This window comes from Streptomyces sp. NBC_00190 (genome assembly GCF_036203305.1).
Taxonomy (GTDB): Bacteria; Actinomycetota; Actinomycetes; order Streptomycetales; family Streptomycetaceae; genus Streptomyces.
The window spans coordinates 8,526,964-8,548,032 of record NZ_CP108131.1; the positions used below are offsets into that span (position 1 = coordinate 8,526,964).

Below are 21,069 nucleotides of genomic sequence, written 5' to 3' on the forward strand. Positions count from 1 at the left end.
CGAAGGCGGCAACGCTTGGGCGACCGGGGTGAACCTGCCGAGCACCTCCATCAGCTCAGGCAGCCCGCGGCCCCCGTCAAGACGGAGAAGCCGTGTGGAAGAACACTGGCTGCTTCATGTGCACCACCCCCTCTGGCTGATCGCCCAACAGCGGCTGCGCCACCGAACCTGCCGCCCTCCAAGGACCGAAACCCACATCGAGCGACGGGTTCGATGGTGGAACCCTCCGGGAATCGGCGAACCCACTGGGTTCGGTTGAGGGCGATGGCGCAGGTTGTCTGCACGCCGTGAAGGGCCATGGTGCGCAGTCGAAGGAGAACAGCAAGTCCTTCCGGGTCGCGCTGCCAGTAACGCAGTGCGCCGCTGATATCCAGATGCGCGGAGTCGGGCGGGATGGCCTGCACCCGCGGGGTGATGCCTTCGGCGCGCAGGAGGAACTCCGCGTGCAGGTCCGGGTGGGCGCCGTCGGGCAGGTGGAAGTGTGCATGGAGGATGCAGCGTTCGTTCATGGTGGTCACCCGGGGCTTCCGGGGCTGGTGTAGCCGAGGGTTTTGAGGTCGGCGGCGCGGGTGCCGGCGGGCTGGAGGTCTGCGTACGGGTGCAGGCGGGCGCCGGTGGTTCCGTTCGCCAGCGTGCGTGCCGGTGCGGGTGTCTTCTCCTGGGCGGGGGTGGGCGCGGCTTGGGTGCCGAGGAGGGTGAGGACGGCTTCGGGTCCGTGGTCGCGGCGGGCGGCGGCGAGCTCCTCCAGATCCCACACCATCTGGCCGACGACGGTGCGGCGCGGGCCGCGGGCCTCGACGGTGCCGCGTACGAGCAGGAGGCCGGAGTGGAAGACGGTGTGGGCGACCTGGTCGTGGCTGTCTTCGAAGAAGGCGATGTCGACGAGCCCGAAGCCGTCTTCGAGGGTGACGAAGATGACGCGCTTGCCGGAGGGGATGGGCGGGGTCTGGGTGGAGGCGCGGACACCTGCGACCAGGACCTTCTGACCGGGGTACATGGTCTTGAGGTGGGCGGCGTCGGTGGCGCCGATCTCGCGCAGCAGCCGGTGGTGGTGGGTCATCAGGTGCTGGGATACGTCGATCTTCAGGACGCTGAGCTCCGCGTTCAGCGCTTCCCGGCTGGTCATCTCCGGGAGCCCGGACGGTTCGGCGGTCACGAGTTCACCGCCGAGGGGAAGCTGGCCGTCGGCGGGCCGGGCGCGGGTGTGGGCGTGGAGCTCGGCGGCCTGGAGGAGAAGGTCGCGGCGGGTGAGCGGGCCGCGCAAGGCATCAAGGGCGCCGACCTGGATGAGGCGTTCGGCGATCGGCAGGGCCGGGCGGGCGCGCTGCCAGAAGTCCTGGAGGCTGTTGTAGGGCTGGCCGGCCGCGATCCGGGCGACCTGGTCCTCGCTGATCCCCTTCATCGAGGACAGCGACATCCGCACACCCCACTGACCGCTCTCGGTCTGCTCGATGCGGTAGTCGGCCTTCGAGCGGTTGATGTCGACGTTCAGGACGGGCACCTTGTGGCGGCGGGCGTCGGAGACGATCACACGCGGTGGCCACATGCCCGGGTCGTGCTCCAGCAGCCCCGCATACAACGCGGCCGGGTGGTGGGCCTTGAGCCAGGCGGACTGCAGGGCGGGCACGGCGAAGGCCACGGCATGCGCCCTGCAGAAGCCGTAGGCTCCGAAGGATTTCACGATGTCCCAGACCTCGGTGAGGACCGCCGGGGTATAGCCGCGGGCGCCTGCCTTCTGCCGGAACCAGGCTTCGAGCTTGGGCAGGCGGTCGGCGTCGCCGAGGGCGCGGCGGGCTACTTCGGCCAGAGCCCGGTCGCAGCCGGTCATGACCGAGACGATGTCGATGATCTGTTCGTGCCAGATGGTCACGCCGTAGGTGTCGGACAGGACCGGTTCGAGGTCGGGGTGCGGGTACTGGGGGGCGGCGCCGTGGCGGGCTGCGATGTAGAGGGCGGGCATGCCGCCCTTGACTGGGCCCGGCCGGAACAGGCTGATGTCGGCGATGACGTCCTGGACGTCGCGCGGCTGGAGCCGGCCGACCAGGTCCTGCTGGCCGGGGGACTCCAGCTGGAACATCCCGACCGTGTCGGACTTCCTGATCAGTTCGAACGCGGCGTGGTCGCCGAGGGGGACGTGGTCGGGGTTGTCGAGGTCGATGTGCCGGCCCGAGGTTCGGCGGATCTCCCCGACGGCGTGCGCCATAGCGGACTGCATACGTACCCCGAGCACATCCAGCTTGAGCAGGCCGAGGTCCTCGACGTCGTCCTTGTCGGCCTGGACCAGGGGGTACTGGCCGCCGGGCGTGGGCTGCACCGGCAGCCGGTCCAGCAGGCTCGCGTTGGAGAGGATCACGCCACAGGGGTGCATGGCGATCCCCCGAGGCAGCTTGTCCAAGCCCTCCGCCAGCTCCCACAGGGCCCCATAGGAGGAAGCGTCGGCGGCGAGCTGCTTGAGCTCCGGCAGGGAGACGAGCGCGTCGCGGACGTCGCAGGCCCGGATGTGCGGAAAGCTCTTCGCCACCCTGTCGATCACCTGCGGCGGAATGCCGAGGGCCAGGCCGGTATCGCGCAGGGCGTGGCGGGCCCGGTAGGTCTCGGGCATGCCGGTGACCGCTACCCGCTCCCGCCCGAACCGTTCGATGATCTTGTCGTAGACCTCAAGTCGGCGGGCGGACTCCACGTCGATGTCGATGTCCGGCAGCGAGCGGCGCCGCACTGACAGAAACCGCTCGAAGAGCAGGTTGTGGTCCAGCGGGTTCGCGGTCGCCACGAAAAGCGAGTGGTTGACCATCGACCCGGCCCCCGACCCGCGGGCGGCCACCCGGATTCCCATCGCCCGCACATCCGCCACAACCTGGGCGACAGCAAGGAAGTACGGCTCGTACTCCAGCTGTCCGATCACATCGAGCTCGTACTCCAGCTGCTCGACCGCGCGGCGGTCGCGGTCCAGGCCACGCGCGAACATCCCGTCCGCGCACCGCTGATGCAGCAGCCGCATCGCGCCGCCCGGGTCCGGATCGGCGCCCACGACGGTGGGCTCCGGGAAGTGCGGAGTTCCCAGACCGAGGTCCGCGACCGGGTCAACGACGCACCCCTCCGCGGTGCGGACGGTCTCGGCGAGCAGCGCGGCCGCGCGGCCCGGTCCGGCGCCCGATGCCTCGGCGATCCGCTCCGCCGCCCGCTCCATCGTGGCGGGGTCCTTCAGCCACCGCTGACCGCAGTCCACCTGCCGGAAGTCGATCGGGCGCAACAGCCGGGCCGCGTCCAGCACATCAGCGATCCGGTGCTGGCTCGCATCGGCGTACCGGACCGCATTGGTCAGCACCGCCGGGACACCGACCTGGTCGGCCAGACCCAGAGTGCGGGCGGCAAGCCGAAGCGAGCCGGGACCCGTGCCCGCCAGCCCGTAGTCGATGACCTCCAGCCGCAGGTTCGCCCCCGCGAGCTCCCGCCACGGCACCAGCAGCCGCCCGGCGATGTCCGGCCGGCCCGCCGACAGAGCCCGGACCGGCTCCGACTGCGGCCCCAGCATCACCACCAGGCCCTGATCCGCGTACTGCCGCAGCACCAGCCACGACACCACCGGCAGCCCCCCGGCAGCATCCGCGTGCGCGGCCGACACCAGACGACACAGCCGCGCCCAGCCACCCGCGTCCCGCGCGAGGAGCGTGATCCGCAGGGGCGGCTCGACGACGTGCGCGCCGCCGCGCACCGGTGTCCGGGGCCGGACCGGCGACGGGGCGGCGGGGGTGAGAGGCGCGAGAGCGACGTCGACGCCGAAGACTGGCCGGACCCCGCTCTCCATCGCCGCTCGGGCGAAGCGGACGACACCGGTGACGGTGTCCCGGTCGGTCAGCGCGAGCGTGCCGATACCGCGCTCTGCAGCGCGTTGCACCAGGTCACGGGGATGGGAGGCGCCCGTAGCGGGCTGAGAATCCACTGGCGACATGCAGATGGACGCCGCAGCCCATGGCCCACCTCCGATCACCGTCTGTTCTCAGCCGGTATGGCCGAATCTCTCCTTCCAGGATATCGAACGTAATTCGAACATCGCGAATCCGTTACGCCGAAGTAGCGATGCGATCTTGTTGTTGGGACGTAGCGCTGTAGTTGGCCCCTTAGCGTCCTAGTGGGCCTCGATGCGCGTGCTACTTGGCCCGCAGGGTGACCGCGCCCGCCTCTACCTGCGATGACTCGCGGCTGAGCCCACAGCGATCGTGTGATCATGGAGGCGTTGCATTCCTTCGCCCGCGAGGTGATCTTTTGACGAAGGTGGCACTGCGTCCCTACGCACTGTTGCCTCGGCAGTACGACGAACGGAAGGTACTGGCCTCCACGATCGATCCGTGGGGCCGGGCTCTCTGGCTCATCTGCCCCGATGTCCGGTCCCCCTACAGATGGGGCGGCCGGGACGTCCCATCTCCCGCGAACCTGCCCTTCAACGCTCTGGTCGTCATCAGCGACCGGGGCGAGGTCCGGGAACGGACCCTGCACGGAGTGGCCGTAGACCCGAAGGCCTTCGACGCACTCCCGGGCGGCGGGTTCGTCCTCTCCGGCAACGGAGCGCCGAACGCACCCTCCGGCCAGATCTTCGGCCCAGACTGCCGCTCTCGACGCCGGCTCCCTCTGGGAACCCGCCTCACCCACCTCGTCGCAGACCGCAGGGCCGGCTTCTGGACCGGGTACGCCGACGAAGGGATATACAGCGGTGACAACGTCAGCGCGGGCGGACTGGTCCACTGGGACAACAGGGGGAACCACGCAAGCTCCCTGCGCCCACCGGAGCCCTACCACCATGTCGCGGGCATCAACACGATCAACGTCTCCGACTCCACCGTCCACGCCACCTACTGGCCCGGCGCACCGCTCGTCGAAACGGGACCCAACGGGATACTCCGCATCCGCACCCTGCCGGTCTCGGATCCGTTCGGCCTCGCGACCCGCGGTGACCGGCTACTCCTGCTTGGAGGGAACGAGCGGGGCATCGACACCACTAAGCAGGTGAACACCGTCCACCACATCCAGCTGACGGGGGACAGAGCTGCAGTCGTCGGCCGTGACGACCTTGTCTTCCCGAACGGCGACCCCGTCAGGCACTACGCCCGCCCCGTCTGCCGGGGTCCGCACATCTTCCTGCGTACTCTCCGCACGTTGCGGCAGTGGTGGGTACTGACCGCGCCATAGCCCTCGCCAAGGGGTGGCGGCGACCTGGGACCCCGACGGCACGGGGTCACCGCAGGAGTGCGGAATCTTGAGCGCTGTAGTTGGCCGGACGGGCCAACTACAGCGCTAAGTCACAACTGTGACTGAGCACCCAACCTGGCCCGCTCGGCCAACTACAACGTTCAACCCCAGACGGACGCGGACATGGCGTCGAGGTGCCAGCACCTGCCACACACTCGGCGGCACTCTGGCCATGGGGCCGCTGGCCCTTCTCGCCAGGTCAAAGGTCACTGGTCGCCGGAGAGGCGGGGTGCTGTCATGGGAGGGAAGACGCGTTGACGAGCCGGCAGGGCCGCGGAGGCCGGCGCGCCGCGCGTCGTCCGCCCGGGCGGTCCTACCGCAGCCGCCCCGTCGTAAAACTGAGGAGGCCGACGCCATGCTGCACCGCCGCACGGTCGGTGACGTGATGACCGAGGATGTCGTCACCCTCCACCCCAATACACCGGTCCAGGATGTCGTCGGCCTGCTGGACGCGAACGACATTGTCGCGGCTCCAGTCGTCGATGACGACGGCTCCCTTGTCGGCGTCGTGTCCGCGTCCGACGTTCTGCGGCACGAGACCGGCATGCCCGATCCGCAGGGGCAGGACGGGAACGAGGCGGGCGTCTGGGGCAAGGCCCGGGCCCGAACCGCGGGCGCGCTCATGAGCAGCCCCGTCTTTACCGCCCACGCCGACTGGACGATCCCCCGGGCCGCTCGGGAACTCCGCAGTCGGCATGTCAAGCAGCTGCCGGTGGTCGGCGACGACGGGCTCCTCACCGGCATCGTCAGCCGCAGCGACCTGCTCGACGCCTTCATCCGCTCCGACGCCGAGATCCGCGGGGAAGTCGAGCATGACGTCCTGGGGCGCATCCTCGGCCTGGACGAGGGCACCGTCGCGATCGAGGTCCGGGACGGAGTCGTCACCCTGTGGGGTCACGTCCCGGAACCGCGTCTTGTCCTGGTGGTCGTGGGCCTCTGCCAGGGCGTCGACGGTGTCGTTGCCGTGGACGCCCACCTTGCCGCCGCCGGGGGGGGGCTAGGCCGGAGTTACCTCGCGCCAACCAAAGAAGCGCTGGCCAAGTAGAGCGCTCAGTTACACGTGTCCGAGGCTTTGAGCTGTAGGTGCGGGGGCAACGCAAAGGCGGTGATGGTCGTGGCTCGTCCGGTCTGGGCCGGGAATCTCTCATTTGGGCTGGTCAGCCTGCCGGTCGGCTCTACACGGCCACTGACAGCCATACGATTCTTTCATCAGCTTCAGCGCGGCACCTCGGACCGGATCCGTAACCGGCGGGTGAACGAGCGGACCGGTGACGAGGTCGTGCTGGACGACATCGTGAAGGGCTACGACACCGGTGACGAGTACGTCCTGGTGGAGCCGAAGGAGCTGGACGAGATCGCGCCGGGTCGCTCCCGGTCGCTGGACATCGCCGGGTTCGTCGACCTGGACGAGGTGGACCCGATCTTCTTCGGTACGACGTACTACCTGGGACCGCGGGGCGCCGAGAACGCCAGGGTCTACAGCCTCCTGGAACAGGCCCTGGCCAAAGCAGGCAAGGCCGGGATCGCCACGTTCGTGATGCGCCAGCACGAGTACCTGGTGGCGGTGAAAGCCGAGAACGGCGTCCTGACCCTCCACACCCTGCACTGGGCGGATGAGATCAGGGATCCGAAGAAGGAGATCGACAACCGCCCGGCAAAACGAAGGCTTCCGACAAGGAGCTGAAGATGGCTGAGCAGCTGATCGAGGCCTTGACGATGCGGTGGGACCCCGAGGAGTTCCACGACACGTTCCAGGAGAAGGTCGCCGCCATGATCGAGGCGAAGCGGGCCGGCGAGACGGTGGGGAAGGCCGAGCCGGCGGCGAAGGCGACCGGCGCGGTCGATCTCATGGAGGCCCTGCGTGCCAGCGTCGAGCGGGCCGGGAGCCCAAAAGCCACTGGAGGCAAGGCCACCACCTCCGCCAAGGCGGCCGGGAAGAAACCCGGAGCGAAGAAGCGCATCCGCTCCGCGCCCGAGGAGGAGCTGAGCGGCCTGTCGAAGGCCGGCCTCTACAAGAAGGCCGCCGCCGCCGACATCCCAGGCCGCTCCCACATGACCCGCGACGACCTCGTCAAAGCCCTGTCCTCATCCCGGACATGAGCGCGAAGGGAGGCCCTGGAGGTGATGCTGCGACCGCCGGTGGAGCCGATGCTGGCGCAGGCCGTGGAGTCGGTGCCGGGATCCGGCGTGCTGGGCGAGCTGGCGTTTGAGCAGAAGTTCGATGGCTACCGGGCGCTCCTGTTCACCCCCACCAGGGCGGGCGGCCGGCTGCTGGTGCAGACCCGGCGCGGCTCGATGGTCCAGGACAGCTTCCCCGACCTCGCCGCCGCCGCCGACCAGCTGCCGGACGGTCTGGTTCTCGACGGGGAGCTCGTCGTCTGGGACACGCAAGCGGGCCAGCTGTCGTTCGAGGGACTGCAGCGCCGAGCTGCCGCCCGCGGCCGCAGCGCGCGTGGGCTCGCAAGGCTTCTGCCCGCGTTCTTCATCGGCTTCGACATCCTGCAGCAGGACATGACCGAGCTGCTGATCTACCCCTACCGGCAACGCCGCGCCCGACTGGAAGCCCTGTTCGCCACGCACAGGCTGAGCGCCCCCTGGACGCTGTGCCCCATGACAACGGACCTGGTCAAGGCCCAGGAGTGGCTGGAGTCCTGGACCGAGGTGTCCGGCGTCGAGGGCATCGTCGTCAAAGCCGTGAACCAGCCCTACCGGACCGGCTACAGAGGCTGGTACAAACTCCGACGCCGGGACACCACCGAAGCGATCATCGGCGCCATCACCGGCACCCTGACCCGACCCCAGCTCCTCCTCCTGGGCCGCCACGACCCCCACGACCACCTCCGCCCCATCGGCCGCACCGCCCCGCTGCGCCCCGAAGCAACGCGCCTAGTCGGCGGGAACCTGACCGCGGCCGACCGCGGACACCCATGGACAGGCCTGCGGTTCGCATCGTCCTGGGGCAGCCGGGACGTCCTGGACGTGACCCTGGTCCGCCCGGAGCTGGTCGCGGAGATCAGCGCCGACACGGCCGTCGACCGGGGCGGCGTCTACCGGCACCCGGTGCGCTTCAGGCGGCTGCGCCTGGACGTCACGGCCGAGGATGTTCCCCGCTTCGGGGCGGGCCCGGCTGCAGTGGCCAGCTGAGTGCCGGCAGGGGGCTCCAGTCACGTATCTCCGCTACTTCGAGTGCCGGGCGGGTGAAGCTGTGGCCCCGGGCGGCCGCGTGCGGGAGCCTGCCTCCGGTGTGGGCCGCAGGATGAGGCGAAACAGCCGCCCTGTCTGCAGGAGTCCTCCCGTCATGCTCGAACGCAAGCTGCTCAAGGACCGCGCTCAGGTCACCTTCGTCCTGCCCTCCGACATCCCGCCCGGCCCGGTGAGCGTTGTCGGTGACTTCAACGAGTGGAAGCCCGGCGCCCACATCCTGGAGCCCCGTAGTGACGGCACGCGCGCCGTCACCGTCGGCCTGCCGGTGAAGAGCGTGCACTCCTTCCGCTACCTGGCGGCGGGCGACTACTGGTTCGACGAGGACTACGCCGACGGCCACGACGGCATCAACAGCCTCCTGCACACCTGATCCGGCATACCCGCGGGCGGACCCACCCCGAGCGGTCCGCCCCCGCCCAGACCTCACCAGCCGGGGCACCGGCTCCCGGCCGACTATCGAGAGGAACGAGGACGCCGCCGCCCAGGTAAATACGGGGGGGGCGCCCTGGCACAGGTCAGGGCGCGGCGTGCACTGGCGGGTTGGGACAGCCCTTAGGATCTCGCGGTGGCAATCGAACTGACCGACGAACTCGTCCAGCTCCGGCGTGCGGCCGATCAGGCCGGGGCCCGGGCGACGGCCAGCCCGTACAGCGTGGCGGCCGTGGCTGGAGGCCGCCGCGGTGGTGCACGACGCGGTCACCGAGCATGCGAAGGCGACCGGGCAGGACCGCTACGAGGTCGAGAAGGCCCTGGTGACAGCAGCGAAGACTACGGCGGGCCCTTCCGAGGGCTGACCCGTTCCGCCCGTACACCGGGCCCATGGGCGACGCCCCCGCTGGGCCGTCCCGCGGCCTCCATCCGCCGCGGGATTGTCAGTGGTGGCTGAGAAGCTGGCATCAAACGGCAGGCTCCGCGCTCTCGCGGCGGCCGCTGGGTGCCGGTCTGCATGGGTGTGGCGTGCCGCGGCTGGTCTGCCGTGGCACGCCGTCCGGTTCAAGTGGTGGCAGCTCACGGCCCCTGTGGGTATGGCTGCCGGAGTGGGTTAGGGCGCGTATCGAGTCGTGATCAATTTGCGGGATGTGCCTTCGTGGCACGGTCCGGTCCGATAGACGGTCTTACGTGACGCGAGTGCAACTGACCCATCCGGATTGGGAGTTCATCGAGCCGTACCTGCCGGTCGGCGAGTACGGCCCGTACCCCGAGCGACTGCGGCAGCAGTTCGAGGGCGTGATCTGGCGGTTCAAGACGGGCGGGCAGTGGCGGGAGATGCCGACGGAGTTCGGCGCCTGGTCGACCGTCCACAACCGCTTCCGGCAGTGGCGTGACGCCGGCGTCTTCGAGGCCCTGCTGGAGGGCCTGATCACGGAAGCCGCGAAGCGGGGTGAGGTGGACCTGCGCCTGGTCAGCATCGACTCCACCACCGCCCGAGCCCACCACGACGCGGCCGGGATGCACCTCGACGAGGACGTCGTCACCGCCCTGGAGAAAGCCGCGGCCGAGGAGGAGAAGGCCAGGTCAAAGGGGGCGGCCTCGAAGAGCAAAACGGGCAAGAGACCGAAAGTGATCCTGCGCTGGAAGAACGACGACGCATCCGGCGTCGGCGGAAACTCCGGCTGAAGGCCGCCCTCCTCGGACGTTCCAGAGGCGGGCAGACCAGCAAGGTCCACCTCGCCGCCGACCGCAAGTGCCGCCCGCTGGCGTTCATCCTGACCACAGGCCAGGCAGCGGACAGCCCGCAGTTCATCCCCGTCCTGAAGAAGGTACGGGTACGCGGGCCCGTCGGCCGACCCCGCATCCGGCCGGACGCGGTCGCCGGGGACAAGGCGTGCTCGTCCCGCGGAAACCGTGCCCACCTGCGCAAACGCCGTATCAAGGCGGTCATCCCGGAGAAGAAGGACCAGGCCGCCAACCGGAAGAAGAAGGGCTCCAGAGGTGGCCGACCCGTCAGCCACGACGCCGATCTCTACAAGGAGCGGAACACCGTCGAACGCCTGATCAACAAGCTCAAAGCATGGCGAGGCATCGCCACCCGATACGACAAGACTCCCGACAGCTACCTCGCCGGTCTTCCACCTGCGCGCCTCGATGATCTGGATCAAGGACCTCACCAGGACCACCCGATGATCACGACTCGATATGCCCCTAGGTGACGCGCTGAGGTGCCGGACGCCAAGGGCGGGCAGGAGTTGAGTCAACGGTCAACCAGCCGTGGACGCGGGGCCTCACCCGTGGATTCCGCGTCGGTGTCGTCGGTGCCGACCGGGCCGCGGGGAAGCATCCAGTCCAGCCACTTCGGCAGCCACCAGTTGGTCCGGCCGAGGAGTGTCATGGTCGCCGGTACCAGCACCATGCGTACGACCGTGGCGTCGATGAAGATCGCGGTGGCCAGGCCGAGCCCGAACATTTTGGTGGAGGGGTCCTCGGCGACGGCGAAGGACAGGAAGACCGCCACCATGATGAGGGCGGCCGAGGTGATGATCCGGGCGGTGCCCGAGACGCCCTCAACGATCGCCGTGCCGTTGTCGCCGGTGCGCAGGTACTCCTCGCGTACGCGGGAGAGGAGGAACACCTCGTAGTCCATCGACAGGCCGAACAGGATGGCGAAGAGGAACATCGGGATGAACGACACGATCGGAACCGTCGCTTCCAGCCCGATGAGTGCGCCTCCCCAGCCCCACTGGAAGACCGCGACCATGATGCCGTAGGCCGCGCCGATGCTCAGCAGATTCAGCAGTACCGCCTTGAGCGGTACGAGTATCGAGCGGAAGACCAGCATCAGCAGCAGGAACGACATCGCCAGCACGGCGGCGACGAACACCGGCAGGCGTTGGCTGGTGCGTTGGCCCACATCGGACAGGCTCGCGGCGGCGCCGCCGACGTGGGCCCTGGCCGGGCCGTGCCCGATCGCCGTGGGCAGCACGTCGGTGCGCAGCCGGGCGATGATGTCGGCCGTGGCCTTGTCCTGAGGGCTGGTGGTCGGGAACACGACCAGGGTCGCGATGCCGGTGGCCCGATCGATGTGCGTCGGCGCGACGGATGCGATGCCCGGATCCGCCGCGACCGTTGCGACGAGTCGGTCCAGCACTCCCGGATCACGGGCGGGGTCCGCGGCGATGACGAGTGGACCGTTGGCGCCCGGGCCGAACCCCTCGGCGACGAGGTCGTAGGCCCGGCGCTCGGTACGGCTGTGGGGCAGTGAGCCGTCGTCGGGCAGGCCGACGCGCAGGCCGAGCACGGGCAGCGTCGCCGTCAGCAGCAGCCCCGCCGCGCCGATCGCGTACAGCACCGGGTGCCGGCTGACGTGCCCGATCCAGCGCCGCCAACCGGCGGCGGGAGCGGCGCCCGCCACCGTGTCCCGCTGCCGTGCGAGTCGGCCCAGCTTCCCGGTCTGCAGAGCCCGGCCGATCCGGCCAGCCCGGGCCAGGCGTGGGCCGGCGGCGCCGAGGAAGGCCGGCAGAAGCGTCACCGACGCGACCACCATGGTCAGAACGACGATCGAGACGGCGAGCCCGCCCACCGTCATGAACGGCACGTTCGCGACCGCCAGGCCGAGGATCGATACGACGACGATGCCGCCGGCGAAGACCACGGGCCTCCCCGCCGTGGCCACCGCTCGCCCCGCCGCCTCGTGGGGATCGAGCCCGCGCGCGAGGTACTCCCGGTGCCTGGCGAGCACGAACAGCGCGTAGTCGATGCCCACTCCGAGCCCGACCATGCTGCCCAGGACCGGTGCGAAGGTCGGGACGTCCGTCACCCCCGCCAGTACCGTCATCGTGGCGACCCCGACGGTCAGCCCGAAGACCGCCATGCCGATCGGCAGCGCGGCGGCGACGAGCGAACCGAACGCCAGGAACAGGATCGCGGCCGCGGCGAGGAGGCCGATCAGCTCGCTCACGCCGCCGTCGGGGTCGGAGAAGGCGTAGAAGAGGTTCCCGCCCATTTCGATGCGCAGGGGCAGCTCGGCGCGCAGCCGGTCGCCGAGATCGACGAGGGCGTCGAGGTCTTCGGCCGACAGCCGGCTCTGGTCGGGATACTGCACCCGGACGACCGCGATCCGCCCGTCGGCCGAGACAAGGCCGCCGCGCACGGCGGTGTCCCCGTCCGCGTCGAGCGCCCCCGCCGGGTCGCTCGTGCCGAGCACGTGCGGCAGCCGCTTCACCTCGGTCTGCAGCCGCGTGAGAGCGGTGCGCGCGCTGCCGTGGTCGAAGAACGTCGCACCGCCGTCGAGGGGAGTGACGACCACTTGGGCGGTCATCCCCTCCTGGCCGGTGCCGGCCCGCTCGATCAGTTCCGCGGCCCGTTGGGAGTCCAGCCCCGGAGCGGTCATCGAGTCCGCGGTCCGCCCGCCGAAGGCGATCGCGGCGAGGACGGCGAGCGTGGCGGCGATCAGCCATGCCGCGATCACCCGCCAGGGATGGCGGGCGGCGCTTGCGCCCAGGCGCAACAGGGCTTTCGAGAGCATCGGGTCCTCCAACCACCTCGTCGGCCGTCCTTGTACGGCCGCCGATACCGAGGCTCGTCGCCACGGCGCTCCGCGGCATCGGCCCGCGGGCCGCGGATCCGTCGGCCCCAGGGCGGAGTGACGACCCGTCCTTTCGGCCGATGCGCGGCACGCAGCGGTCCCTAGGCTGAGAACCGTGCTACGAGACGACCTGCGAACCCTGTGGACCGAACCCCGGCCGCCCGACGCGCCCGCCCGGGTGCGGCGGGACTGGGCGCTGCTCGCCGCGGGCCTTGCCGGTGTGGCGCTGGAGGCCACCCTGCGCGAGAACGTCGTGTGGCGGCCGGTGGCAGTGGTGCTCGCCGTATGGCTGTGCCTGCTGCCCCTGTGGCGCCGGACCCGCCCGCTGGCGATGGTGACGCTGGCGTTTGGCTCGGTGATCCTGCTTCCGGTGGCCTCGCTCGTCGCCGCCCCGCGCGAGCCCGTCGGCCTGTACACCGGCACGGTCGTGCTCGTGCTGGTGTACGCGCTGCCCCGGTGGGGATCGGGACGCGAGATCGTGCTGGGCGGCGCGGTGATCCTCGCGGCCGGCGCGCTGTGTGTCGCCACGGACGAGACCCCGGTGGTCGAAAAGGTCGTGGGCTTCGTCTTCCTGCTGGTGCCCGGCGTGGTCGGGGCTGCCGTGCGGTTCCGAGTGACCGCTCGCGAGCGGCAGTTGGAGCAGGTGCGCTCCCGCGAGCGCGAGCAGCTCGCCCGGGAACTGCACGACACGGTGGCCCACCACGTGTCGGCCATGGTGATCATCGCCCAGGCGGGCCGGGTGCTCGCGGGCACCGACCCGTCCGCCGCCGTCGAGGCGCTGGAGGGGATCGAGGAGGAAGGGGCGCGCACGCTGGAGGAAATGCGCGCCATGGTCGCCGCGCTGCGCGACCGCGGGGTCGGCGCCGAGCTGGCGCCCCCTGCCGGAGTCGCGGATCTGGAGCGCCTGGTGCGCACCCCGGGTGGTCGCCTCAGGGTCGACCTGGGGCTCGACGGCGAACTGGACGCGCTGCCCCCGGCCGTGGACGCGGCCGTCTACCGGATTGTGCAGGAGTCGGTGACCAACGCGCTGCGCCATGCGGTCGACGCGACCGAGCTCGTCGTTCGGGTCGCCGCGGAACGGCACACGGTACGGGTGAGCGTGCGCGACAACGGCCGGCGCACCGGCCGGGGTCGCGACGGATACGGACTTACCGGACTGCGCGAGCGCGCGACGCTGCTCGGCGGCACACTACGAGCCGGCCCGGGTACCGACCGGGGCTGGCATGTCGAAGCCGAACTGCCGAGAGCGAGGAGCGAGAGCGGTGTCCATTCGCGTCCTCGTCGCTGACGACCAGACGATCATCCGCACCGGGTTGCGGATCATGCTGAACGCCCAGCCCGGCATCGAGGTGGTCGGCGAGGCCGCCGACGGGCGGGAAGCGGTACGTCTGGCCCGCGAACTACACCCCGACGTTTGTCTGTTCGACATCCGCATGCCCGTACTCGACGGGCTCGAGGCCACCCGGCTGGTCGCCGGCCCGGGCGTCGCCGACCCGCTGGCCGTGGTCGTCATCACCACGTTCGACCTCGACGAGTACGTCTACGGCTCACTGCGTGCCGGCGCCCGCGGATTCCTCCTCAAGGACACGGGACCGGACCTTCTGGCCCAGGCCGTACGGTCGGCGTCCGACGGTGAGGCGCTCATTGCGCCCAGCGTCACCGTCCGTCTGCTCCAGGCATTCGCGGACCTGCCCGCCGGCCGGCCCGTGGCCCAGCCGGTCTCCCCCGTCACCGCCCGCGAGGAGCAGGTGCTCCTCGCCGTCGCTCGCGGGCTGACCAACACCGAGATCGCCGATGCACTGCACATCAGCCTCAGCACGGTGAAGACGCATCTGGCCAGCCTGATGGCCAAACTCGGCGCCCGCAACCGGGTCGAGATCGCGATGTGGGCCTACGAAACGCGCCGTATCCTCCCCGGAACCTGAGCCGGGTGCCGGGCCATGTCCCATGAGTCCCCGCCCGGACATCAGTGCACCGGTCGGCTCACGTCGGCTCCACGTGCCTCACCCGCCCCAGAGCGTGACGTACCAGGAGGCCGGAACTGGGACGGTGAGACACCCAATACGACGAGACTCCCGACAGCTACCTCGCCAGTCTCCACCTGCACGCCTCGATGATCTGGATCAAAGACCTCACCAGGACCACCCGATGATCACGACTCGATACGCGCCCTAGTACTCCAGCAGTACTTTGTGGCTTGACCTGGGGAAACGTCGAGCGGTGGGAGTGTAGCGGGCAGGTTGTCGTCACGGACGGCTTCTGCCCGCCTGCCCCTCGAAGGAGTGCCCACGACGGCAAGGTCGTCCCGGGCCGGGGAAGCCTCATGTTGTGATCACCGAACAGGCAGGCGAGACCTGGGACCGCGACCTGGACCACCTCTTCACCACCATCGGGCACCACTTCGGCCGTGTCGAACCACGCCGCCGCATGCGGGACTACGTGCGCGCACTACTGGGCCCGGTGGCCCGCAAGAACAGCTGGCAACTTGCCGAACACGCCGGCCACGCCACCCCCGACGCACTGCAGCACCTGCTCTCCCGAGCCCGCTGGGACCCCGACGGCATCCGCGACGACCTTCAGGCCTACGTCGCCGAACACCTCGGCCGCCCCAACGGGGTGCTGATCATCGACGACACCGGCTTCCTGAAGAAGGGCACCACCTCCGCCGGAGTCCAAAGGCAGTACTCCGGCACCGCCGGCCGCACCGAGAACTGCCAGATCGGCGTCTTCGCCGCCTACACCAGCACGGCCGGCCGTGCTCTCGTAGACCGCGAGCTCTACTTGCCCAGGTCCTGGACCGACGACCGCGACCGCTGCCGCGCCGCCAAGGTCCCCGATCAGCGGGAGTTCGCCACCAAGAACACCCTCGCGGCGACGATCGTCCGCAGGGCCCTGGCCTCGCCACTGCCAATCGCCTGGGTCACGGCGGACGCCGCTTACGGACAGGACAACCGCTTTCGCCGGATGCTGGAAACGTCAGGTGTCGGCTATGTCCTGGCCGTCCCAAAGTCTCAGTTCTCCCTGGCCGGCCCACGCATCGACAAGGCCTTCGACAAGGCCCCCGACCAGGCATGGGAACGCCGTTCCTGCGGCGCGGGCGCCAAGGGACAGCGCGAGTACGACTGGGCGGCCGTGCAGTTGCGACCGGCGGCCGAGTACGACCACCGTGACGGCGTGCTGATCCGCCGACGGTGGGCACTGGCACGACGCAGCCTGAGCCGGCCGGACGAGATCGCCTACTACCTCGCCTACACGCCGCTGGATGTCGCCGTGGACGAACTGGTGCGCGTCGCGGGCGCCCGGTGGGCGATCGAGGAGTGTTTCCAGGCCGCGAAGAACGAGTGCGGCCTGGACGAGTACGAGGTCCGCCGCTACGTCGGCTGGTACCGACACATCACCCTGGCCATGCTCGCCCATACCTTCCTCGCCGTGATGAGCACGCAAGCAGCCCAAAAGGGGGATCCGCCGGTGAGGATGCCGTGGTCATCGAGCTCACTGTGGCAGAAGTGCGGCGCCTCCTGGCAGCTCGTCCACCCCGAGATCCCCGCGCCTACACCCACGCGTTGAACTGGTCGCACTGGCGTCGGCGACGCCAAGCGGTGGCCCGCCGCTGCCACTACCACCGTCGTGGGCACTCCTTCGAGGGGCAGGCCGGCAGAAGCCGTCCGTGACGACAACCTGCCCGCTACACTCCCACCGCTCGACGTTTCCCCAGGTCAAGCCACAAAGTACTGCTGGAGTACTAGCGGTGGTGGTGGCCGCGGTGGCCCCAGGTTTCGGTGTCGATGATGTTGCCGCGGTTGTCGCGGAGGGTGGCGGTGTCGCGTTCGTCCCAGATCTGGTGGCGGCGGTCCTGGTAGACGTCGTGGCGGGTGTCGCGGCCGTGGCCGGTGTGGACCTTGACGCTGGAGCGTCCGTCGAGGCGGAAGCCGTGGAAGCGGTAGCGGTTGCCCTGCTTGTCGGTGAGGGTGAAGCCGCGCAGGTCGACGCTGTGGCGGCCGGTGTTCTTGACCTCGACCCATTCGCTGTTCAGGGCGCGGTTGTCGCGTCCGCGGCCGGCGTTCTCGACGTCGCCGATGACGACGGAGGAGTGCGGGCCGCGGTGGTCGGGCCGGTGGTCGTCGGCGGCGGCCGGCACCGCCGCGGCGCCGATCAGGGCGCCGGCGGCCAGGAGGCCGGCGAGGGTGCGGCGGGTGGCGAGAGAAGCAGGCATGCGGATGGCTCCTTCAACGGTCAGCCCTGCCGGCCGTGTGCACGCCGGGCGGGCTGCGAACAGTTCCCGGCGTCCTGCCGAGGAGCCACACTCTGGCCCCGAACCACGCCCGAAACCAATGAAAACGACCCGTGTTGCCCAATGCGGACATATCCGTAACGCTCCCTTATAGGAGGCATGCGTCAAGGCCGCATTGACCCCCGGAGATGCCAGGTCCCAGGGATGTCCAGGAGGCCCACGGCCCTCAGCCCCCCGACCCGCCGGACCCCCGCTTCAGTGCCGCCCGCAGTGACTGCGCCGAACGGGTTCAGGGCCCGGTAACAGCCACTTCTGTCATTTCTTCGAAGGCTCGTACGCAAGCAGTCCTGATGTACTGGCACCTGCCCCATTGGCACCGGCCGGCTGCGGCGAAGCCGTACTGCGCCCCGTGTGTCCTGGGCGTCCCCCTGCGGCAGCCTGTGCAGCGGGGCCCGGGCGACCTGGCCCTTCCGGGAGATGCAGGGCGATCCCGTCTCGGGCTGGGGGTCCGGAATGCCGTCCTGGCTGTGGCGAAGGGCTGGCAGGAGTGGATCGGCGGCGTCGCATCCGGTCCTCGCCGCCGTGCCCCGGTCACTCCGGGGCGTCGGGTGTCCCGGCGTCCTCCGCCACTCCCGCAGCGATCCCGTGGCTGGAGGGGCGCGGCTCGCCCTCGGCTCTCGGTATGCAGAGCCGGCCCCCGGCCGGACGCCGCACGGCTCGCGCCGGAGGTCAGCAGCTTTTACCAAGATCGATTCTGGTTGTCCAGTCACGTATTCGAGTGGCGTGACGCGTGTCCTCCGGCAGGGTTTATTTGAAGTACGTCCTCACCGGGGAATTCCCGGAGAATGTGAGGCCGGAAAATTGTCCCAGATTAGTTTTTCGGGACAATTTTCAAACCTCTTGAATTCCGAATGGAGAATTCCCATGTTCGAGCGTTTCTCGTCCCGTCGTGTTGTTCTGGCCGGTGCTTCCCTGGCGCTGGTGGGTGGCGGTATCGCCCTGCCGGCGACCGCGATGGCCGCGCCGGTCTCCGTCCCGCAGCAGGCTGTTTCCCTCGCCCACGGCGACAGCGCCGACGGTATCGGTACCGGCGGTGACGCCAACGCGGAGAACACGACGGTCGGTGGTACGGCCACTGGTGGCGCGGCCGACTCGGGTGTCGGCAGTTGCAAGGGCAAGTGCGTGATCACCACCGGTAACGCCACTGGCGGCAATGCCAGTGCCGACGCGACCAATCTGGGTGACGCCACGGCCGTGGGCGGTGACGGCACCGGCAAGGGCGGCACCGTGAACAAGGTCAACAAGCAGGTCATCAAGAACCAGCTCAAGCAGGACCTGAAGCAGAAGCTCGGTAAGTGACGACACCGACAGCCCCGCAGCCCCCGGGAGTCCGTCCCGGCGAGCCGCCCCGCACCGCAGACGCCGGAGAGGCCCACAGCCTCTTCGGCGTCTGCATGCCGGGCGGCGGTCCGGGCACTCTCTTTCGGGGGTGGCCCGTACGCGAGGCCGTGGCCTGCCGCCTGCTGCACCCGTTACCTGTGTGCCACCCCGCCCGAGGCCGGGGCCGGACTGCCGGCCCCGGCTGACCGACGACACTCAGATGTTGAGGGCGGGCTGGCCGCTATGGCTCGCCATGTCGGGCATTCAGCAGGCGGGTGGCCGCCGCCGCGATGGGCCGTCCCGACGTGAAGGGCATTGACGTCGAGCGGATCCTGGCCTTCGCGCACGCGGCGGGCGTCGGCGTGGACCAGGCCGTCGCTGCCATCACTGCCGCCGCCGCAGCGGCGTCCGCTCGGCCGGCCCCGTACATCCGTGGACGGGGGTCCGCTTCGCCACGGCGGGGGCAGCCGTGACGTCCTGGACGCGGTCCTGGTCCGGTGGCGGAGATCAGCGCCGACCGGGCCACAGGCCGCGGCGGAGTCTTTCGCCACCCGCTGCGCTTCAAGCGCCTGCGTCTGGACGCCGCGGTGGAGGATGTTCCTCGGTTCGGGGCGGGTCCGGCCGCGGCCGCTGGCTGATCGGCCGCCTGTCCGCTCCGAGCTGGCCGCCGGGTATCCCACCTGTGGGGTGGTGTGCAGTGGCGTTTCGGCTGTGAATCAGGCGCCCCGGGCGGGTGAACCCGCAGGCGGGGGACTGTTGCTGACGCCGTGGGTACGGCTACAACCGCCTCGTGATGATCATGATGATGCGGGCCGCCACCGCGGCAGCCGCTGCTCTTGCCCTGTCCCTTCCCGTCACAGCCCCCGCCGCGGCCGGGGAGCGCGCGGTGCCGCAGGTCCTTCCGCTCGGGGTGGCGGTCTCCGCGCTGCCGGTGGCGCTGGAGGACCGGACCGGCTACCAGCGCACCGCGTTCCGGCACTGGAACGCGGGAGCGAATCCCTCAGACGGCTGCAATACGAGGATGGAGGTGCTGATTCAGGAGGCAGTTGAGGCGCCGGTGATCGGGCCGGGCTGCACGCTGACCGGCGGGGCCTGGTGGTCGTACTACGACGAGCAGCTGGTGACTCCTGCCGGCGCACTCGACATCGACCACATGGTTCCGCTCGCCGAGGCCTGGGATTCGAAGTAGGCGGAGTTGTGTCGCCTGCATCATTCCGCCTTGCTCGGTGACCGCTTCTGACCTGGTCGGGAAGGTGTGGTCCGTGGCTCATGCAGGTGATGGAGGGCCCTCTGCATCGGGCGATCCCGGTTCAACGCCACGATGTTGCATCTGACGCAACCGTGGGACATGGTTTGGTTTCTGCCGATGTGCCGGTGCGATCAGCCGGGCGGTACTGGGCAACGATGACGTTCACCGACGGTCGGCCGACGGCGCTCGGAGTGTCGGTCCAGCCGCACACGCATCAGCTCGCAGCACAGCCGCTGGTGCGAGGACCTTTGCCCAACAGTCAGTTGTCCGGACCGCAAACGGTGCCGCCGGGCCGCTGACGGGAGTACCGGACGATGGCTTCCTGCGAGGTCGATGGCGCGCTGCCGTCGGCGGGGGTGAGGGTGTAGAAGGCGATGATGGATCCCTCGGTGACGGCGTCCAGGACGCCGTCCCAGGGGATTGTGTAGCTGGCCGAGGTGGTGTCGGCGGTGATGCTCGCGACACCCTGGATCTCCGCGGCCGGGGTCTGCCCGGTGGCGTCGCTGCAGACCGTGATGTGGAAGGTGACCTTGTCGCCGGTCTTGAAAGGTATCTGGTCCACCACGACGAGGACGCCGTTCCAGGGCTTCTGCCAGCAGGTGATGCCGCCGGGCGGTTCCTCGTAGGGAAATTCCGGGAAGTCGAGCTCGATGGACATGCGGGCTCCTGGTCGGTCGAAGGGCGGAGGCGAGAGATCGGGCTCCCGCTCCGTGATCATGGACCAAACGCCAGGCCGTGAGGCCGGATCCGTGAGGATGACCAGAGGAATACGGCACGAAACGAATGACGCTCCCCGCCAGCTGGCGCCAGTTCGTGGACCGCGAAAAGGCGCGAAGCCTACGCGAACGACCTCGGGCAGCTGACCTCGCTGGTGGCGGTGACTGCCCGGTCGAACAGGCAGAAGGCTGATCAGGATCCGTTCGAGTGGCTGCCGCCGGCGTCGGCGGCGTTGTGCCGGTACGGGGCGGAGTGGACGGCGACCAAGCTCCGGTGGGGTCTGGCCGTCGACGAGGCGGAGCGGGACCGGCTGCTGGACATCGCGGCCGGCTGCGGCGACACCGACGTGGAGTTCACCCCCGCCCCGTAGCGGGAGGCGGCAATGTCGAAGGCCGTCATCCTGCAAAGGGGGTGGCGGCTCTTCGGGTTGCCTGTCCGGAAGGGGGGCAGCACGGTCGGTGCCGGCGGGGAGCGTCCGCGGCCGACGTCGGCGGGGCCGGCGGCTGAGCCGCCGCGCCGCAG

Annotated in this window: 15 protein-coding genes and 3 pseudogenes; 13 read left to right on the forward strand and 5 right to left on the reverse strand. The window is 69.9% G+C overall.

Annotation, left to right across the window (positions count from 1 at the left end):
- Window positions 1-50 precede the first annotated feature (50 nt).
- Window positions 51-518 (reverse strand): hypothetical protein, encoded by a 468-nt coding sequence (locus OG429_RS39615; protein ID WP_328930080.1) that lies wholly within the window; start codon window positions 516-518, stop codon window positions 51-53.
- Window positions 515-3,971: pseudogene (locus OG429_RS39620) on the reverse strand (DNA polymerase III subunit alpha). Before OG429_RS39620 ends, OG429_RS39615 begins: the two are co-directional and overlap by 4 nt.
- 301 nt (window positions 3,972-4,272) lie before the next feature.
- Here OG429_RS39620 and OG429_RS39625 point away from each other — a divergent pair.
- The 7 genes and pseudogenes from OG429_RS39625 (at window position 4,273) to OG429_RS39655 (ending at window position 10,572) form a co-directional block, all read left to right on the forward strand.
- Entirely contained in the window at window positions 4,273-5,184 is a 912-nt protein-coding gene (locus OG429_RS39625; protein ID WP_328930081.1) for a hypothetical protein, read from the forward strand.
- Between the two features lie 415 nt (window positions 5,185-5,599).
- Complete coding sequence (locus tag OG429_RS39630; RefSeq protein WP_328930082.1) at window positions 5,600-6,289, forward strand: CBS domain-containing protein; 690 nt, start codon at window positions 5,600-5,602, stop codon at window positions 6,287-6,289.
- A gap of 63 nt (window positions 6,290-6,352) precedes the next feature.
- Complete coding sequence (gene ku / locus OG429_RS39635) at window positions 6,353-6,928, forward strand: non-homologous end joining protein Ku (RefSeq protein ID WP_328930083.1); 576 nt, start codon at window positions 6,353-6,355, stop codon at window positions 6,926-6,928.
- Between the two features lie 2 nt (window positions 6,929-6,930).
- Window positions 6,931-7,344 (forward strand): hypothetical protein, encoded by a 414-nt coding sequence (locus OG429_RS39640; protein ID WP_328930084.1) that lies wholly within the window; start codon window positions 6,931-6,933, stop codon window positions 7,342-7,344.
- 24 nt (window positions 7,345-7,368) lie between these two features.
- Window positions 7,369-8,388, forward strand: coding sequence for an ATP-dependent DNA ligase (locus OG429_RS39645; RefSeq protein ID WP_328930085.1), 1,020 nt, complete (start codon window positions 7,369-7,371; stop codon window positions 8,386-8,388).
- Window positions 8,389-8,542: 154 nt separating this feature from the next.
- Window positions 8,543-8,818, forward strand: a complete 276-nt coding sequence (locus tag OG429_RS39650; RefSeq protein ID WP_328930086.1) for an isoamylase early set domain-containing protein — start codon at window positions 8,543-8,545, stop codon at window positions 8,816-8,818.
- A gap of 749 nt (window positions 8,819-9,567) precedes the next feature.
- A pseudogene (locus tag OG429_RS39655) lies at window positions 9,568-10,572 on the forward strand (IS5 family transposase).
- A 67-nt stretch (window positions 10,573-10,639) separates the two neighbouring features.
- On the opposite strand, the gene OG429_RS39660 reads toward OG429_RS39655, so the two are convergent.
- Window positions 10,640-12,910, reverse strand: coding sequence for an MMPL family transporter (locus OG429_RS39660; RefSeq protein ID WP_328930087.1), 2,271 nt, complete (start codon window positions 12,908-12,910; stop codon window positions 10,640-10,642).
- Between the two features lie 175 nt (window positions 12,911-13,085).
- Between OG429_RS39660 and OG429_RS39665 the strand changes: the two genes are divergently transcribed.
- The 3 genes from OG429_RS39665 to OG429_RS39675 all read left to right on the forward strand — a co-directional run bounded on the left by OG429_RS39665 (window position 13,086) and on the right by OG429_RS39675 (window position 16,537).
- Window positions 13,086-14,258: a sensor histidine kinase gene (locus OG429_RS39665; RefSeq protein ID WP_328930088.1), complete on the forward strand. Its 1,173-nt coding sequence runs from the start codon at window positions 13,086-13,088 to the stop codon at window positions 14,256-14,258.
- Window positions 14,233-14,895 carry a response regulator transcription factor gene (locus OG429_RS39670; RefSeq protein ID WP_328930089.1) on the forward strand — a complete coding sequence of 221 codons (663 nt, stop codon included), beginning with the start codon at window positions 14,233-14,235 and terminating at the stop codon, window positions 14,893-14,895. The genes OG429_RS39665 and OG429_RS39670 overlap by 26 nt, the downstream gene beginning before the upstream one ends.
- Before the next feature lie 406 nt (window positions 14,896-15,301).
- Complete coding sequence (locus tag OG429_RS39675; protein ID WP_443051323.1) at window positions 15,302-16,537, forward strand: IS701 family transposase; 1,236 nt, start codon at window positions 15,302-15,304, stop codon at window positions 16,535-16,537.
- A gap of 175 nt (window positions 16,538-16,712) precedes the next feature.
- Here the strand turns inward: OG429_RS39675 and OG429_RS39680 are convergent, their stop codons facing one another.
- The gene (locus tag OG429_RS39680; protein WP_328930090.1) at window positions 16,713-17,183 is read right to left on the reverse strand and encodes a lamin tail domain-containing protein; all 471 of its coding nucleotides are present in this window, start codon (window positions 17,181-17,183) and stop codon (window positions 16,713-16,715) included.
- Between the two features lie 942 nt (window positions 17,184-18,125).
- On the opposite strand from OG429_RS39680, the gene OG429_RS39685 reads away from it, so the two are divergent.
- The gene (locus tag OG429_RS39685; protein ID WP_328930091.1) at window positions 18,126-18,560 is read left to right on the forward strand and encodes a hypothetical protein; all 435 of its coding nucleotides are present in this window, start codon (window positions 18,126-18,128) and stop codon (window positions 18,558-18,560) included.
- A gap of 811 nt (window positions 18,561-19,371) precedes the next feature.
- Window positions 19,372-19,770, forward strand: coding sequence for a hypothetical protein (locus OG429_RS39690; RefSeq protein WP_328930092.1), 399 nt, complete (start codon window positions 19,372-19,374; stop codon window positions 19,768-19,770).
- Between the two features lie 319 nt (window positions 19,771-20,089).
- Here the strand turns inward: OG429_RS39690 and OG429_RS39695 are convergent, their stop codons facing one another.
- Window positions 20,090-20,488, reverse strand: a complete 399-nt coding sequence (locus tag OG429_RS39695; protein WP_328930093.1) for a hypothetical protein — start codon at window positions 20,486-20,488, stop codon at window positions 20,090-20,092.
- Between the two features lie 141 nt (window positions 20,489-20,629).
- Here OG429_RS39695 and OG429_RS39700 point away from each other — a divergent pair.
- Window positions 20,630-20,917 (forward strand): annotated as a pseudogene (locus OG429_RS39700) (HNH endonuclease); the annotation flags it as partial.
- Window positions 20,918-21,069 lie beyond the last annotated feature (152 nt).